Raw genomic sequence first — 17,119 nt, 5'->3', positions numbered from 1 at the left:
ATCTTGATGAAACTGTCCTGAAAAAACAGTTTTGACAAAACAGTCTTTATAATAAGCAACCTTTATATATCAATAATATAAAGGTTGCTTGGAGCTGAAGACTTGATAGTTTTGATAATTGCCTGAATATTCAGCGAACTTTTTTAGGATGATCTACTCATGACGCAATCAACGCAAGCGCCTTCTTCATTGCCAACAACCTCACCTCTGACTTGTGGTGAGCTATTGGTGCAATGGTTAGAGTATTACGGTGTGGAGACCGTATTTGGTATACCTGGTGTGCACACGGTAGAGCTGTATCGTGGTCTGCCTAACACCAATATAGACCATGTTACGCCGCGTCACGAGCAAGGCGCAGGTTTTATGGCTGATGGCTATTACCGTGCTTCTGGCAAAGTTGGGGTGTGCTTTATTATCACCGGCCCCGGTATGACCAATATCATGACTGCAATGGCACAAGCGTTAGCAGATTCCATACCGATGCTGGTGATATCGAGTGTCAATAAAGTTAAAGATACGGGTAGCGGTGAAGGGCACTTGCATGAGTTGCACGATCAGCAAGGTATGGTTAGCAAAGTTGCGCTCATGAGTAAAACTATCTGGCAACCTGAGGCGCTACCTAAAGTTATCGCCGAAGCCTTTGCGTTATTTGATGGCGCGCGTCCGGGACCAGTTCATATTCAGCTGCCTATCGATGTGATTACGGCAGATGCCAGTCATGTCGCTAAACCGTCTGATTTAAATGCTGTAGCAAATAGCTTGAGCCTACCACAGGTCACAAGACCACTGCCGAATCCTACGCAATTAGACCTAATCGTACAGTCATTAAAAACAGCGAAAAACCCTGTAGTACTTTACGGTGGCGGCTGTGTCGATGTCGATCAGGATGCGCAAAAACTGGCAGAGCTGGTAGATGCACCAACATTTTTGACCATCAATGCTAAAGGTTTATTGCCACCTGGTCATCCGTTGAGTTTGGGTAGCAATCAGTCATTAGACGCCGGTCGCGCCGTCATTGCTGAGGCTGATTTGGTATTGGCGATTGGTACTGAGCTTGGTGAGACCGATTACGACGTCTTCTTTAATGGCGAGTTCCAAATCAACGGTACACTCATTCGTATTGACTGCGATGCTCAGCAGTTGCAACATCCTTTTAGAGCGGATATCGCGGTACTATCTGATGCACAGATGGCGATTAGCGGCCTCTGTACACGTTTAGAAAGTCATCAGCTTAATCATCAAGCAGCGTCACGAGTAATCGAGGCAAAGCAGGCGTTAATAGAAGTTATGATGCCAGACTTTGCTGGTCAAAATGCACTGCTTCAACTGATTAGAGATGAAGTAAAAGATGTCATCTTCGTTGGTGATTCGACGCAGCCTGTCTATAGCGGCAACCTTGGCTTTGAGGCGTTGGCGACCCGTAAGTGGTTTAACTCATCGACTGGGTTTGGCACCTTAGGTTATGGCTTGCCTGCCGCGATTGGCGCAATGATTGGCTCGAAGTTGCCGGTTGTGAGTCTTATCGGTGACGGTGGTATTCAGTTTACCATTGCAGAACTTATTTGCGCGGCTGAGCTTGAGCTACCATTGATTGTCCTATTATGGAACAACCAAGGTTATGGTGAGATTCGACGCTATATGGAAGAGGGCGGTTTGCCATTGATTGGCGTCAGTATTAAGACACCGAACTTCGAGTCGTTAGCAGCAGGATTTGGCGCTGGTTATCGTAGAATTACCGATAAGCAGCAGCTACTAGATGCATTGCAAACGGACATCAAAGGTAAACAACCGATTATTTATGAAGTTGATGAAGCCGATGAATTTCTTGTTGAAATGGGTAAGAGCTTTACCTGTTTTAGTTAATGAGTCACGTGCGTGAAAAATAAACCATAAAATTGCATCAGGTTATTTGCTCAATTCGCTAAACTAGGGATCGGTCAGACAGCGAAAATAAAAATTGGCGATCGTCGCCTATCAAGGAGGAGTTAAATGACGAACTATATCGATAAGTCGCAGCAGCCGATTTTGGGGAATGACCCTGTCGATCCAGAAACGCCGCAAGGCGATCAGTGGCGAGCATCAATGTGGAAATTCTTACTGTTTTCAGCGCTAGGTATGGCGTTATTTATTATACCTTTTAAGTGGAATGGTAAAGTCACTATCTTATTGGGTGTCCTAACAGATACCTTGCAAGCGTCACTTGGCAGTTATGTTGTTTATGCCGCATTGGCCATTGTGACGACGTCTTTTATTGGCGCGTTGGCAGTCAAGCTATTCAGACCCAATTTTCACGCAGAATCTCTATGGGGGAAACTTTTTGATGTGGATTGGTTTTGGCTCGCCGCGCGCTTTTTAGGTGCACTGTTTGCCTGGATGATTTATTTACAAGTCGGCCCTGAGTTTATTATCAACCGTAATACTGGCGGCGTAATTTTTGAAGACTTGATTCCCATTTTGATTCCTTTGTTCTTTTTTGCCATTTTATCTTTACCATTTCTTACCGATTTTGGTTTGATGGAGTTTTTGGGTACGTTAGCCAGCAAGGTTTTTGTGAAGTTGTTCAAACTGCCAGGGCGCTCTGCTGTCGATGCGATGTCTTCTTGGTTTGGCGCAGCCTCTATTGGCTTGCTTGTGACCATGCAGGAGTACAATAAGAGCTACTATAGCCAACGTGAAGCAGCGATTATCGCCACTACTTTTTCGGTGACATCCATCGCCTTTACCTATGTCGTTGCCAAAACCATCGGCGTCGATAACAATTTTATTTTCTTCTACTTGACCATCGCATTGACTGGTTTTATCGCCGCCATTATTATGCCGCGTATACCGCCGCTATCGTTAAAACCTGATACTTATCATTCTGGTAAAAGCATGCTGGATGAGGGTATTCCTGCGCAGTACTCCACTTACCAATGGGCAGTCAATCGTGCCGTCACACGCGCACACTCTATGCCAAGTTTGGGTAGCGTATTCAAACATAGCTTAAAGAATTTGTTTGATATCTACTTTGGTTTGATTCCGGTGATTTTCGCTATCGGTACTATTGGTCTTGGCTTAGCAGAATATACCCCTGTGTTTAATTGGTTGTCTGCACCGCTTGTGCCATTGCTTGAGCTATTACAAATTCCAGAGGCAGCAGAAGCGGCACCTGCCATGATTATGGGCTTTGCTGATATGTACTTGCCAGCTTTGGTCGGTAAAAGTATTGAGAGCGAGATGACACGCTTTATCGTCGGGGCGGCCTCCATTACCCAGATTATCTATATGTCTGAGGTTGGCGCGCTGATTTTGAAATCAAACATTAAGCTTAACGTGCTAGAGCTGTTTATGATTTTCATCTTACGTACGTTAATCAGTTTGGTGGTCATTACTTCAGTGGCACATCTACTGTACTAAAGCGAGCTGCACCTTCCTACTGATTCAGTCTTTTGATTTAGTCTTTCAAAATGCTTCGTATGATAATAAACCCCTTGTATAGAACTCTATACAAGGGGTTTGGTTTGACGTCTAGCAATACGATTCAGGACTACCACATTAGGTCATCTGGAATCACATACGCGGCATAAGGATCATCCTCTGCCAACTCTTCTGCAGACGTATCATTAGATACCACCATAAAGCCTTCCATCTTAGCGTCTATACGATCTGCTAGTGGGCGAGGTAGTAGCGCATAACTGTCTTCTAAGCGTGCTATTACCACATGACCTGCAACTATTTGATCATAAAGCTTTTGGGTGATATAAATCTTTTTAATTTTAGCATCGTCGACAAACTGATAGGTAATCTCACCCTGCGTTTCTGTAATTTGATGCTGTTTAATCATCTGGATGATATTGGCTCTTAGCGTTTTCTCTTCTAACGCTCGTTGTTTCTCTTGATTGAGCTTTTGGTCTTTTTCCAGCTTTTTGGCTTGGGCTTCTGCCAACGCTTTTTTGGCCTCGACAGTTGACGGGTCGCCAGTGCGCTTGGCATGCTGAGTTTGTTTACTGATTTTTTTGGCTTTTTTGCTATCAACCAAACCAGCTTTTAATAATTGAGCCTGAAGGGCATTTTTTGCCATAATCCAATCACCTAAATAATGATACTGACATCACGAAGTCTAAAAAACCATTGTAGCAAAATTTACTTGGTCATGTTGTTCAACACATTGAACATAATGCTTCTCGGCTGAGAAAGAAAAATTCCGAAAAATAGCCGTTAGGCATGCCAATGACAGCAATTATTTTGCCATAAATAGGAGGTCGATAGCGATATAGGTAGACATCACTGGATGAAGTGGTCTGAATTGGTTATTATCGAGTTAATGGTTAAGTGTTTTTATGATTGATTCTCGAGTGCATATCTGAGAAATAATGAACGTTTTTACATCAGACTTAGCCAAGTAGCAAAAGCTGTATAGGGTTAAATAACTTCATTTAAGGACAGATTATGACAACATCACAGCACATTTTAGCCTGTATCGACGGCTCGGCAGTGACTGAATCGGTTTGTGACTATGCAGCGTGGTATGCCAATACACTAAACTTGCCAGTGGCATTGCTACATGTCAGTGACGTTCCTGCCTCGACCAGACGCGACTTATCGGGTGCGATAGGCGTCAATAGTCGCCAGTTTTTATTAGAGGAGTTGACGCAGCTGGACGAGCAAAGAGCTAAAATCGTCAATAGTTATAGTAATGCACTGGTGCAAGATGCAAAAAGCTATATTCATAGCAGCTTTGAGCAACTACCTATCCATATATACCAGCGCCGCGGTAAGCTACTGCCTGCAATCGAGCACTTCAAATCAGAGAACCGCGCCATCATCATGGGACGACGCGGCGAAGATCACAAAAACAGCCGCATTAATATAGGCAGTCAAATAGAAACGGTTGCCCGTGCATCAGATATTCCTATACTTATTTGTTCAGAAAAATTCAAAGCGCCAAACTCTTATATGATTGCTTTTGATGGCAGTAAAACCGCTATAAAAGCAGCATGGATGGTTGCAAGAAGCCCTGTACTAAAAGGTCTCACAGGTCATATCGTGATGATAGGCAACCATAACGATGCTTCTAAACAAAGCTTAAGCGCGGCAGCAGCGCAGCTAGAAGATGCCGGCTTTATCGTAGAGGCGCATCATTTATCTGCCTCCGATGCGGTGGATGGTTTATTAAAATTTCAATTAGAAAATAACATCGATATTATGGTGGTGGGCGCTTACGGTCATTCAAAATTACAGCAGTTGTTTCTAGGTAGTACCACCACAGAGATTATCGCCAGTACACTGTCGCCAGTTATCTTAGTGCGTTAGGATTTAAATTTTATAATGGATAAAGACGTCTTTTACTTTTGGATGATATTGTATGTTGATTAATGCCGATTTCACGAAACGGGCTTCATTGCTACCTGAATATCACCAGTGGATAAAGTCACCACAAAATGGGGTAGAGCGAGTCATGCTAGACCGTGTGGGCGAAGAAAAAGCCCGTGCGACCAGCTTTGTAAGCTATGCACCCCATTCTTATTTTCCACATCATATGCATCCAGGTGGCGAAGAGATTTTTGTGTTATCAGGCACATTCTCTGCAGATGACAAGCATTATCCTGCAGGTTGGTATCTACGCAATCCACCAGCGTCAGGCCATAAGCCTTATAGTGACGAAGGCGCGGTTATTTTTGTGAAGCTCAGACAGATGCCAGCCGATGAAGCGCAACATGTGGCTATCGATACTAGTAACGATAGCAATTGGCAGCACCAAAACAGTCGTGAGGTTTGTCAGCTGTTCTCGAGTGAGTATGAGCAAGTCAGTTTGCAGCGCTTAGCAGCAGATGAGCGACTATTTATTGAGACGGTCGGTGGCGGCGCAGAAATTATGGTGCTAGAAGGTGAGTTGATAGAGAGTGGCGAGCTTTTTAAGCCCCGCAGTTGGATACGCTTGCCTGTTAATGAGCAGTCACAGTTGACGTCTGGTCCTGAAGGTGCGACTGTTTATCTTAAGACTGGGCACCTAACAAAAATCATTGGTCTAGAAGCCAGTTAAGACGTTATGGAGATGATGGTTTCAATGCGACACTGTCGTATCCAACGCTGAAGGTACGCCACCAGCATCAGCATCAGCATCATAATAATGGTAGCGAGTAGTATCATTGTTATTTAGTAGACGTTAGATTTTCTTAATAAAAAAGTGCCAGTCAGTTTCGACTGGCACTTTTTTTATTAGATATCCCTAATAATAGGAGAAGGGTTACTTAGGAAAAGGTATTACTTAAAGAAGGGGTATTGTTTAGAAAGGAATGTTAATGCTCTTATAGTCGGCAAGTAACGCTGTATTTACGATCGTTTACTGAGCGAATACTCAGGACGCCAACATTAGATTTAGTCTGCCATTCGTAGCTGGCTTTGGAGCTTGACTCCTTAACATAACGGGCACCAGAACCTGACACCGCTTGTTTAAGACTAACTTTTTGATTACTTAAGCCAAGCTTAGGCAGTGTATAGCTTAGGTTAGCAACTTTGCCGTTCGCTGAATAAGCGGCTGTCACTTTAGCATTATCATTACAGGTAAAGGTTTGCGACTTCTGTGCTTGCGTGTTATTACTATTATTCATGGGTGCGTTAGTCGCACATGCCGCTAATAACAACATAATAGGAGTGATGATCAGGAGTTTTCTCATAATATTTCTCAACGGTACTAATGATTCATAAGGGTAATAATGCGAGGCATATCTTACAACAAGCCATGTCTATTTTATCAGCCTTAGCCATTATTTGACGATTCAAAGTCAGTCGCTAATATGGAAGCTGATGATGTACTGACTTGGCGTGCTGCTATTCTATCATTGACTTCTTGCACAACTTTCTCAACCAGTGCATAGTCTGAGTGGCGCGTATCTAACAATGATAAGCAGCAATGAATAAAGCTCTATTTTTAAGTATGAATGAAGTGCAGCTGATAGGCGGTCTGGTTTGCGAAGCTTAAATTGATTGTGCTCTACACAGCTTAGCTTATATAAGGCGTAAACCATGTATAGACGCCTTTGATAGGTAACTAATCAGGTTTAGAGCCATACTTGCTCAAAATGATTTTGTTATCTATTGTGAAGTATGGGCTGATGCTATGTATAATGCAGCATTAGCATAGTTTTCACTCATACGTCCCTAATAAGAAGATTCTATTATGCCAAACAAGCGTCCTTTATATATTCCTGTTGCTGGACCTGCTCTATTAGAAACCCCTTTACTGAACAAAGGTAGTGCTTTTTCATCAGAAGAGCGTGATAGCTTTAATTTAACTGGTTTATTACCTCATAACATTGAAACGATTGAGGAGCAATCTCTGCGTGCTTATCACCAAATGCGCTCATTCACCGATGCAATGGATAAGCATATTTATCTGCGTAATATTCAAGATACCAATGAAACCTTGTTCCATCATTTAATTGAGCAGCATATTGAGGAAGTCATGCCGCTCATCTATACCCCAACGGTTGGTCAAGCGTGTGAAAAATTCTCGCAAATTTATCGCCGTAAACGCGGTTTGTTTATCTCTTATCCTGAGCGTCATAAAATCGATGATATGCTGCAAAACGCCACTAAACAGAAAGTAAAAGTAATCGTCGTCACTGATGGTGAACGTATATTGGGCTTAGGCGACCAAGGTATCGGTGGAATGGGGATTCCAATTGGTAAACTGTCGCTATATACGGCCTGTGGTGGTATTAGTCCGGCTTATTGCCTACCGATCTTATTAGATGTAGGTACCAATAATCAACAGCTGCTTGACGATCCTATGTACATGGGCTGGAGAAATCCACGCATCTCTGGTGATGAATATAATGAGTTTGTCGATTTATTTATTCAAGCGGTCAAACGTCGTTGGCCAGAGGTGCTCTTACAATTTGAAGATTTTGCCCAAGAAAATGCCACGCCGTTATTGAATAAATATCGTGATCAGCTATGTTGCTTTAATGATGATATTCAAGGAACCGCTGCTGTGTCAGTGGGTACATTGATTGCTGCCTGTTTAAATAAAGGACAGAAGCTTAGCCAACAAAAAATAGCGTTCCTAGGTGCAGGGTCAGCAGGTTGCGGTATCGCCGAACATATTATTCGCCAAATGCAGCGTGAAGGGTTGACTGAGGAGCAGGCGCGTAGCCAAGTATTTATGGTGGATCGTTATGGTCTGCTTACTGATAGCATGACAGAACTACAAAAATTCCAAGTACCGTTAGTACAAAAAGAATCAGATATTGCACATTGGGATAAGAGTCAGAAACTTGGTTTAGCGCAAGTGGTTAAGCAAGCAAAAATAACGGTATTGTTCGGTGTAAGCGGGCAAAAAGGTCTATTTACTCAAGAGGTAATCGAAACGTTATGCGCTAATACTGAACATCCAATTGTATTGCCGCTTTCAAACCCAACGTCTCGTGTTGAAGCGACACCGCAAGAAGTAACAAGTTGGAGTAAAGGTAAGGCGATTGTTGCAACCGGTAGTCCTTTTCCTCATACGACTTTTGACGGTCAGACTTTTGAGGTCTCTCAGTGTAATAACAGCTATATATTCCCCGGTATTGGCCTAGGTGTTTTAGCATCACATGCAACGGGCATCAGCGATAATATGCTAATGGCAGCAAGCCAAGCGCTTGCAGATATATCCATGGAGTACGAAAAAGCACCCGGTGCCATACTACCGCCCATTAAAGTTATTAAAGAGATTAGTGAAAAGATTGCCTACGCAGTGGCAAGGCAAGCGGTTGAAGATAAGCTGGCATTACCTATCACCGCGGAGAATCTACAACGCCGATTAAAAGCGAATTTTTGGTTACCTGAATATCGCAACTATCGCCGTACTTCTTTTTAGTTTTATAAGTTAGATATAGACAAGCCCAGTGCTACGCTTACAGTAACTGAACCCCATAAGTTGGACACAACTTATGGGGTATTTTTATGCCGTGGACCGAAAGACATTCACCCCTCCTGTGGTTTCTCAGCATACTTTCTGGTACACCACCTATCATTGAAGTCTCTCTATCTCAGGCTTAGATATTGCCCGCCATAAAATAATAAATAGGGCGTCAAAATCATCATTTATTGGGGTGTTAGTCTGACGCATGATGTGCATTAGACCTAGCCTGCTAAGAAATCCCATAAACACATCGAATAGAATATATAGCGGTACGCTGTCGTTCAATACGCCACGTTTTTGTCCATCTTCTAATACATCCAAAAAGGCACCAATCAGCTCTTTATTTTCATAGATAGCGATGCTGCGAATACGTGATACCGATATCGAGGATAGCACCATCACCGCATCTGGATGGCTATCTACAAAATCAAAACATACCCAAAGCGTCTTTCGCAGGCGATCTTTGACGCTATCAATACCTTGTAAGTGATCCATGATCCGTGCCGCCAATCTACCAAGCACGATATCCATAATGGTATTAAACAAGGTTTGTTTGTCACCAAAGTATTTATAAAGAGTTTGCAATGAGACATTGGCAGACTTGGCAATTTGCACCATCGTTACTTCACTAGGATCGAAACCTGCGAACACTTTACGAACCGCTTTTTCAATCTTATCCAAGGTGGCGGGGCGCATATCCGACAGCGGTGCCAATTGCTGAGGCGTCACCGTTTTATCTTTTGAGCTGACCATTATCATTTACTCCTATATATTTTGATTGAGATAAAGTAAATATATTTATCTGATTGATGAAAGATAGATTAGGTAATGGGTATTACCATTTTATATAAATTTATTGAACAAAGCTTTTGGTTAATCTAGTATATTCGTCATGAGTTATTATTTTTTATATGTTTAGAGCTTCAATATAAAGGGTAATTTATATTACCATAAATTGGTTATTGTACTTTATGAAGCTCTAATTCTAACACCGTCAATTTAATCGTATTCTAATTTATATCAAGGATGAATAGCATGAGTATTGAAGCCTTTACCTCGAACTGGATGACCGAAGAACATAGCATGGTATATGACAGTGCTTTGAAGATGTTTAAAAGCTGGGAAGAGAAAGACGAGCAGTGGCGTGAAAACGGTATGATTGATCGTGAAGCTTGGAAAGAGGCAGGTGATATGGGTTTTTTATGTGCATCAATGCCTGAAGAGTACGGTGGTGGCGGTGGTGATTTCGGCCACGAAGCAGCTATTTTGTTAGCGCAAGCACAGGCTAACCAAGCTGGTTTTGGTGGTATGGTTCACTCAGGTATTGTGGCGCCATATATTTTAAAGCACGGCACTGAAGATCAGAAAAAATCATTGTTGCTTAAACTGTCCACGGGCGAATCTGTTGGTGCTATCGCGATGACTGAGCCAACGACTGGTTCTGACTTACAGGCAATTAAAACCTATGCGGTTAAAGATGGCGATGACTATATTATCAACGGTTCAAAAACATTCATCACCAATGGTCAGCACGCCAATCTGATTGTATTGGCCTGTAAAACGGACCGCGAACAGGGTGCACAGGGTGTTTCTCTTATCATTGTTGAAACGGACGGTCTAGAGGGTTTCTCCCGTGGCCGTAACCTTAAAAAGACGGGTCTATCTGCTCAAGATACCTCAGAGCTATTCTTCAGTAATGTTCGTGTCCCACAGAAAAATGTATTGGGCGGTATAGAGGGTCTTGGTTTTATCCAAATGATGCAAGAGTTGCCACAAGAGCGCTTGATTATTGCGCTAAGCGGTTGTGGCGCTATCAAGCTAGCGTTAGAGCTTACGCTTGAATACGTAAAAGAGCGTGAAGCCTTTGGGAAATCGATTTGGAAGTTCCAAAACACGCGCTTTAAGCTCGCTGAAGTTCAAGCGGATTACCTAGCGGTAAAAGCATTGTGTGACTCTGCTGTTGAAGCGATGATTGCGGGTAAGTTAACCGCACCGCAAGCCTCGCTGATTAAGTACTGGGTGACGGAAAAACAGTGCAAAACGATGGATGAGTGCTTACAGTTATTTGGCGGTTACGGTTATATGTCAGAATATCCAATCGCTCGTATGTATGCTGATGCTCGCGTCCAAAAAATCTACGGTGGCACCAATGAGATCATGAAAGAGCTGGCTTCACGCTTTATGTAATAGCTTATGATTGAGAAGAGTATGCTCTTCTCAAAACTTCATTATTTATCATATGTCCAATTAAATATTAAAGGGATTTATTATGACCCAGACTGCTTATATCTATGATGCTATCCGTACCCCACGTGGTAAAGGAAAAAAGGATGGCGCTTTGCATCAAGCATCGCCGATTTGGTTGACACGCACCCTACTCAAAGAGATGCAGCAGCGCCATAACTTAGATACTAGCCTCATCGACGATGTCGTGCTTGGTTGTGTGACGCCAGTCGGTGAGCAAGGTTCTGATATTGCGCGTATTGCTGTTATTGATGCTGGCTGGGATCAAAGTGTCGCAGGTGTGACCTTATCACGCTACTGCGCCTCTGGTCTTGAGTCTATCAATTTAGCTGCTGCCAAAGTGATGTCCGGTATGGAAGAGATGGTTGTGGCTGGGGGCGTTGAATCGATGAGCCGCGTTCCTATGGGTTCTGATGGCGGTGCTTGGTACATGGATCCACGAGTCAATAATGCGACTAGCTTTGTCCCACAAGGCGTTGGCGCTGATACTATTGCAACCTTAAAAGGCTTTAGTCGTAAAGATGTTGACGAGTTTGCTACAGAGTCACATAGAAGAGCCGCCGTAGCTTGGGAAAAAGGCTACTACGATAAATCAGTGGTGCCTGTCAAAGATTTAAATGGTTTATTGCTATTAGACAAAGATGAAACCATTCGTCCAAACACTTCTGTAGAGACTTTAGCTGGTCTAAAACCATCATTTATGATGCCAGGAAAAATGGGTTTTAATAGCGTGATACTAGACAAATACACCACGATTGAAAAAGTCAACCATGTGCATCACGCTGGTAACTCATCGGGTATCGTTGATGGTGCGGCAATCTGTCTCGTCGGTAGTGCGGATGCCGGTCAAAAATCTGGCCTTAAACCCCGTGCCAAAATTACCATGGCAGCGGTCATCGGCTCCGAGCCTGCCATTATGCTGACCGGTCCGACACCTGCCTGCCAAAAAGCCTTAGATAAAGCGGGTATGACGGCTGCTGATATTGACCTTTGGGAGATCAACGAAGCCTTTGCTGCTGTCCCAATGAACACCGCTAGCGACTTTGGTATTTCATTAGATAAAGTCAATGTCAATGGTGGTGCTATTGCGATGGGTCACCCTCTTGGCGCCACGGGCGCGATGTTGATGACGACTGTGCTTGATGAGCTTGAGCGCCGCGACCTGAAGACTGCGATGATTACATTGTGTGTCGGCGGTGGTATGGGTATTGCGACTATCATCGAACGTGTATAAAAACGTTGATAAAACATTTATAAATAGCGGTGTTCGATGACCAATCGTACAGCATAATAAATTAAGAAGGACTGAATATGAGCACTAAAATCGTAGATACCATCAATGCATTGAATAATTTTTCCGCCGAAACCGATAACGGTATTATCACGGTCACTATCGATCAAGCAAACCGCAAGATGAATGTCATCGGCGATGGTTTTAATGATGCCTTTGCCAAATTGACTGATGCTTTTGTCAACGATGAAGAAGCAAAAGGTCTGATCCTAACGTCTGGCAAATCAACCTTTGTGGTCGGCGCAGATATTGACCAACTGGCCACTATAGAAACGGCCAAAGAAATATTTGATTTGGCTGAAGATTTAAAAGCCAGTCTGCGTAAACTTGAAACTTCAGGTAAACCAGTTGTTGCTGCCATTACAGGTACAGCGCTTGGCGGCGGCCTTGAGCTTACTTTAGCCTGTCATTATCGTATCGCGACTGACTCGCCAAAAACCAAACTTGGTTTGCCTGAAGTAAAAATAGGTCTATTACCTGGCGGCGGTGGTACTCAGCGTCTGCCACGTTTGGTTGGTATTCAACAAGCACTTGAGCTGATGACGCAAGGTAAAGAGCTTCGCCCACAGCAAGCGCTAGAAATTGGTCTTATCGATGACGTTGCTCATAACAATGATGAGCTTATCAGTAAGGCAAAAGCGTGGATCAATGAAAATCCAAAAGCTCAACAGCCTTGGGACAAAAAAGGTTTTAAAATTCCAGGTGGCGACAGCAAGCATCCGAAAGTGGTGCAAGTATTTTCAATTGCCCCAGCGATGGCCAATCAAAAGTCGCACGGTAACTATCCAGCAATCACCCATATCTTGTCTAGTGTGTTTGAGGGCTGCTTAACCGATATCGACAACGGACTTAAAATTGAGTCGCGCTTTTTTGTCGCCTGTGCGCTATCAGATGTGTCCAAAAACATGATCAATACCCTTTGGACGCAGCTAAATAGCATTAAAAAAGGTCAGTCACGCCCAGCAGGGTTTGAGCGCTCCAAGGTGAGCAAAGTCGGTATTCTTGGTGCCGGTATGATGGGCGCTGGTATCGCTTACGTTTCAGCCAAGGCAGGTATGGAAGTGGTATTGCTCGATACGGCTATCGAAGGTGCCGAAAAAGGCAAAAACTATTCCACTAAGCTGCTAGACAAGGCTATCAGCCGTGGTCGTTCAACGGAAGAGAAAAAACAAGCATTATTAAATCTTATTAAAACCACAACGTCTTATGATGACTTAGAAGGCTGTGATTTAATCATCGAAGCCGTCTTTGAAGATGTAGATATTAAAGCAGAATGTACACGTAAATCTGAAGCCGTTATTCAAGAGACTGCCGTTTATGCTTCTAATACCTCAACCTTGCCTATCACTGAGCTTGCCAAAGCCAGCAAGCGTCCAAACCAGTTCATCGGTCTACATTTCTTCTCTCCAGTAGATAAGATGCCGTTGGTTGAGATTATCGTGGGTGAAGAAACGGACGATGCAACGCTAGCCAAAGGCTTTGATTATGTTGGTCAAATTGCTAAAACGCCAATTGTTGTCAATGACAGCCGCGGCTTCTACACCTCTCGCGTCTTTGGTACTTACGTATCAGAAGGTATCGCTATGCTAGGCGAGGGTATTCATCCTCGTAGTATTGAAGTTGCTGGTATGAAGTCTGGTATGCCAATGCCGCCACTCGCACTACAAGATGAAGTGTCATTAAGTCTGTCACTACACGTGATGGAGCAAACTAAAAAGGCATTGGAAACAGAAGGTAAAACCTTTACTCCGCATCCTGCCATGCCAGTGGTCGAGAAAATGGTCAAAGAACTTGGCCGTGAAGGTAAAAAAGTTGCTAAAGGCTTCTATGATTATTTTGAGGTTGGTGAAAAGCATCTATGGCCTGAGCTCACTGAACTGTACCCAACGACAGATGAGCAACCGTCTCAGCAAGACTTGGTAGACCGTTTGCTATATGTGCAAGCCAATGAGACCGCGAAGTGTTTCGAGGAAAACGTGGTTCGTACGGTGGCTGATGCCAACGTCGGCTCTATCTTCGGTTGGGGTTTTGCGCCAAACCAAGGTGGTACATTACAGTTCATCAACTCAGTAGGTGTCGACAAATTTGTAGAGCGTAGTCGAGAGCTTGCGAGCAAATACGGTGAGCGTTTTGCACCTGCTCAAATATTAGTGGAAATGGCCGAGAAAGGCGAGGAGTTTGTAGATGGTTAATCAAGCTGATGCTATGAAAGACTGCCTGCAGGGGTTACGCGTCGTTGATTTGACGCGCAACCTACCAGGGCCTTTTGCCACTAGGCTGCTTGCAGATTTGGGCGCGGATATTATTAAGATTGAACCGCTTAATGGCGATCCAGCCCGCGCTTTTGGCGAGCTGTTTACCGCATTGAACCATGGTAAAGAGACTCAAAAAGTTGATTTCCGTGATCCAGCAGGTATTGAAGCTATCAAAGCGCATCTTAAAGATAGCGATGTGATGCTCGATAGTTTCCGCCCCGGTGTCCTTGAGGGTATGGGACTGGACGCTAAGACTTTGCATGCCATTAATCCAAAGCTGGTCATAGTATCGATTACTGGCTATGGCGTAGCTGATAGCGACGTCATCACTCATGACTGGGCGGATAAAGCGGGTCATGATATCAATTTTATGGCGATGAGTGGCGTGCTTGACCAGCTCAAGACGGCAAATGGCGATCAGGCAGTGCCTAATATCCAGTTTGCAGACTTGGCAGGCGGCAGTGACACAGCTGTGATTGCTCTTTTGGCCGCTGTGTTTTCAGCACAGCGCACGGGAAAAGGTCGCCACGTTGCCGTCAGTATGACTCACAGCTTGTATCAGCATCTGGTCATGCCTAAGGCGACTGGGAAACTGGTGGCGAGCTTTTCTGGCAAAAAACCAAAGCCGCAACATGATTTCTTAGGTGGTTTATTGCCTTGTTATCGGTTGTATAAAACCGCGGATGGTCGTCATATAGCGGTCGGCTCTTTAGAGTTAAAGTTCTGGCAAGGATTATGTGAGGTATTAGAATTGCCTGAGCTTAAGACTAAGCATTGGCAAATGGGGGTCATGCCTAATACCAAGGACAGTCAAGAGGCAGCACAAGTGATAGCTGATAACTTTGCCAGCCATGATCTTGCTCATTGGCAGCAGGTTTTTGAATCCACTGATGTTTGCGTCACACCAGTGCTAACCTTAGATGAGGCAAAAGCACATCCTTTATTTGCTCATCAAGATGACTATAATTCAACGCCTGGGTGGCAATTATTATAGTGGTAATATTTTACAGTCATAAGTTATTTAAAACCAATAGGGGACTGTCCTAGATAACTAGTTCAAACCCTAATTAACCCATTATTTTTATTTCAGACAATAAAAAACCCCTTTAAATCTACAGATTTAAAGGGGTTTGAATTTGGTGGGCCCAGTAGGACTTGAACCTACGACCAAAGGATTATGAGTCCTTGTTTTTACAACAACAATACACAATGGATGGCGATAATTAGCTGCAATTATTGTCTGAAAGCCTTTCCCATTAAAGGATGGGATTAAAAGATAAATATACCTATCAACAAGTAGATATGCGTATCAATAAATTTAGAGTATCAAAATAGTATCAAATTAATAGTATTGATACTCTCTAAAAGTCTAAATAGTTATGGCTGCTATCTACTGATACTTAACAGTAAGGGACAAGTATTCAGTTCAAGGTATCAAAAAAGCTAGCTGCTAGCTGGCTTTATTTATATGTGGTTGAAATAAAGATATTTTAGGGTGTGTTGACATATAGAGAATAATTGATAATCATATTGTTATGACAAGATTAACACTAAGTGATGCCCAGTGGGCAAAGATAGAACCGTATTGTGCAGGTAAAGAGACCGATGTTGGTAGAACAGCCGTAAATAATCGACTATTTATCGAAGCTGTTCTATGGATTGTCCGAACAGGTAGTCCGTGGCGAGATTTACCCCCTGAATTTGGTAACTGGAACAGTGTTTATAAGCGCTACCGTCGATGGGTAAAAAGCGATAGATTCAGCAAGCTATTTAATGCTCTGAATGACTCAGATTTAGAGTATGCCAAGATTGATGGCACTATTGTTAAGGTACATCGTCATGGACAAGGCGCAAAAGGGGGGCTTGTCATCAGGAAATTGACAAATCAAGAGGCGGTATGACCACTAAAATCATGGCAATGGTTGATGCATGAGGCAACCTTGTTGATTTTACTTTATTGAAAGGACAACAGCATGACATGGCTGGCGTTAACCCTTTAATGAAAGACAAAGAGTTTGATGCATTGCTTGCTGATAGAGCCTTTGACACGGATTGGCTACTGCTAGACTGAAAAGAGCGTGGTAGCAAAGCGGTCATACCCCCTAAACGCTCTCGTTTAAAGCAACGAGCGTTTAAAGCAACGAGATTTCGATAAAGAAATGTACAAGTGGCGTCATTTAATCAAGAACTTCTTCTGTAAGCTGAAAGATTTCAAGAAAATGGCCATGCGTGCTGAAAAAACGGATGAGTCGTTTGCTGCTAATATCTATTTAGCAGCGACGATTATCCATTTACGGTAATTGTCAACACACCCTCCCCCTATGGCAGGATAGTTGTCACCCCTAAATATTAATCCAAATGGGGGGCACAAGGACCAATCATGCCAAGATATAGTGACGATCGTAAACAAGCCATACTCAGCAAACTGCAACCCCCATTAAA

12 protein-coding genes and 1 pseudogene are annotated in these 17,119 nt (G+C 43.3%); 10 read left to right on the top strand and 3 right to left on the bottom strand.

The features are described 5' to 3' along the window. Positions 1-159: 159 nt before the first annotated feature. Positions 160-1,863 carry a 5-guanidino-2-oxopentanoate decarboxylase gene (locus tag QL919_RS06600; RefSeq protein WP_290188780.1) on the top strand — a complete coding sequence of 568 codons (1,704 nt, stop codon included), beginning with the start codon at positions 160-162 and terminating at the stop codon, positions 1,861-1,863. A 126-nt stretch (positions 1,864-1,989) separates the two neighbouring features. Further along, positions 1,990-3,396, top strand: a complete 1,407-nt coding sequence (locus tag QL919_RS06595; RefSeq protein WP_290188779.1) for a YjiH family protein — start codon at positions 1,990-1,992, stop codon at positions 3,394-3,396. 130 nt (positions 3,397-3,526) lie between these two features. Here the strand turns inward: QL919_RS06595 and QL919_RS06590 are convergent, their stop codons facing one another. Beyond that, a complete protein-coding gene (locus QL919_RS06590) occupies positions 3,527-4,060 on the bottom strand; it encodes a DUF2058 domain-containing protein (protein ID WP_290188778.1) in 534 nt (177 codons plus the stop codon). Positions 4,061-4,428: 368 nt separating this feature from the next. On the opposite strand from QL919_RS06590, the gene QL919_RS06585 reads away from it, so the two are divergent. Further along, positions 4,429-5,292: a universal stress protein gene (locus QL919_RS06585; RefSeq protein WP_290188777.1), complete on the top strand. Its 864-nt coding sequence runs from the start codon at positions 4,429-4,431 to the stop codon at positions 5,290-5,292. Between the two features lie 52 nt (positions 5,293-5,344). Further along, positions 5,345-6,022 (top strand): cupin domain-containing protein, encoded by a 678-nt coding sequence (locus QL919_RS06580; RefSeq protein WP_290188776.1) that lies wholly within the window; start codon positions 5,345-5,347, stop codon positions 6,020-6,022. 265 nt (positions 6,023-6,287) lie between these two features. Here QL919_RS06580 and QL919_RS06575 read toward each other — a convergent pair whose 3' ends face one another. Next, on the bottom strand, positions 6,288-6,656 hold the full coding sequence (locus tag QL919_RS06575; RefSeq protein ID WP_290188775.1) for an MliC family protein: 369 nt from the start codon (positions 6,654-6,656) through the stop codon (positions 6,288-6,290). Positions 6,657-7,159: 503 nt separating this feature from the next. On the opposite strand from QL919_RS06575, the gene QL919_RS06570 reads away from it, so the two are divergent. Continuing rightward, on the top strand, positions 7,160-8,842 hold the full coding sequence (locus tag QL919_RS06570; protein WP_290188774.1) for an NAD-dependent malic enzyme: 1,683 nt from the start codon (positions 7,160-7,162) through the stop codon (positions 8,840-8,842). A 153-nt stretch (positions 8,843-8,995) separates the two neighbouring features. Here QL919_RS06570 and QL919_RS06565 read toward each other — a convergent pair whose 3' ends face one another. Next, positions 8,996-9,640, bottom strand: coding sequence for a TetR/AcrR family transcriptional regulator (locus QL919_RS06565; protein WP_290188773.1), 645 nt, complete (start codon positions 9,638-9,640; stop codon positions 8,996-8,998). A gap of 282 nt (positions 9,641-9,922) precedes the next feature. On the opposite strand from QL919_RS06565, the gene QL919_RS06560 reads away from it, so the two are divergent. From QL919_RS06560 to QL919_RS06540, 5 genes and pseudogenes are all read left to right on the top strand, one after another. After that, positions 9,923-11,074: an acyl-CoA dehydrogenase family protein gene (locus QL919_RS06560; RefSeq protein WP_290188772.1), complete on the top strand. Its 1,152-nt coding sequence runs from the start codon at positions 9,923-9,925 to the stop codon at positions 11,072-11,074. An 82-nt stretch (positions 11,075-11,156) separates the two neighbouring features. Beyond that, entirely contained in the window at positions 11,157-12,365 is a 1,209-nt protein-coding gene (locus tag QL919_RS06555; protein WP_290188771.1) for an acetyl-CoA C-acetyltransferase, read from the top strand. A gap of 77 nt (positions 12,366-12,442) precedes the next feature. After that, the gene (locus tag QL919_RS06550) at positions 12,443-14,614 is read left to right on the top strand and encodes a 3-hydroxyacyl-CoA dehydrogenase NAD-binding domain-containing protein (protein ID WP_290188770.1); all 2,172 of its coding nucleotides are present in this window, start codon (positions 12,443-12,445) and stop codon (positions 14,612-14,614) included. Further along, on the top strand, positions 14,607-15,671 hold the full coding sequence (locus tag QL919_RS06545) for a CaiB/BaiF CoA-transferase family protein (RefSeq protein WP_290188769.1): 1,065 nt from the start codon (positions 14,607-14,609) through the stop codon (positions 15,669-15,671). Before QL919_RS06550 ends, QL919_RS06545 begins: the two co-directional genes overlap by 8 nt. 541 nt (positions 15,672-16,212) lie before the next feature. After that, positions 16,213-16,977: pseudogene (locus tag QL919_RS06540) on the top strand (IS5 family transposase). The last annotated feature ends 142 nt before the right edge of the window (positions 16,978-17,119 follow it).

Source organism: Psychrobacter sp. APC 3426 (assembly GCF_030408035.1).
Taxonomy (GTDB): Bacteria; Pseudomonadota; Gammaproteobacteria; order Pseudomonadales; family Moraxellaceae; genus Psychrobacter.
This window is presented reverse-complemented; position numbering and strand designations above follow the sequence as displayed.

Coding starts and splice junctions, on each gene's coding strand:
- QL919_RS06600 (WP_290188780.1), top strand. CDS start 160: ATGACGCAATCAACGCAAGCGCCTTCTTCATTGCCAACAACCTCACCT.
- QL919_RS06595 (WP_290188779.1), top strand. CDS start 1,990: ATGACGAACTATATCGATAAGTCGCAGCAGCCGATTTTGGGGAATGAC.
- QL919_RS06590 (WP_290188778.1), bottom strand. CDS start 4,060: ATGGCAAAAAATGCCCTTCAGGCTCAATTATTAAAAGCTGGTTTGGTT.
- QL919_RS06585 (WP_290188777.1), top strand. CDS start 4,429: ATGACAACATCACAGCACATTTTAGCCTGTATCGACGGCTCGGCAGTG.
- QL919_RS06580 (WP_290188776.1), top strand. CDS start 5,345: ATGTTGATTAATGCCGATTTCACGAAACGGGCTTCATTGCTACCTGAA.
- QL919_RS06575 (WP_290188775.1), bottom strand. CDS start 6,656: ATGAGAAAACTCCTGATCATCACTCCTATTATGTTGTTATTAGCGGCA.
- QL919_RS06570 (WP_290188774.1), top strand. CDS start 7,160: ATGCCAAACAAGCGTCCTTTATATATTCCTGTTGCTGGACCTGCTCTA.
- QL919_RS06565 (WP_290188773.1), bottom strand. CDS start 9,640: ATGGTCAGCTCAAAAGATAAAACGGTGACGCCTCAGCAATTGGCACCG.
- QL919_RS06560 (WP_290188772.1), top strand. CDS start 9,923: ATGAGTATTGAAGCCTTTACCTCGAACTGGATGACCGAAGAACATAGC.
- QL919_RS06555 (WP_290188771.1), top strand. CDS start 11,157: ATGACCCAGACTGCTTATATCTATGATGCTATCCGTACCCCACGTGGT.
- QL919_RS06550 (WP_290188770.1), top strand. CDS start 12,443: ATGAGCACTAAAATCGTAGATACCATCAATGCATTGAATAATTTTTCC.
- QL919_RS06545 (WP_290188769.1), top strand. CDS start 14,607: ATGGTTAATCAAGCTGATGCTATGAAAGACTGCCTGCAGGGGTTACGC.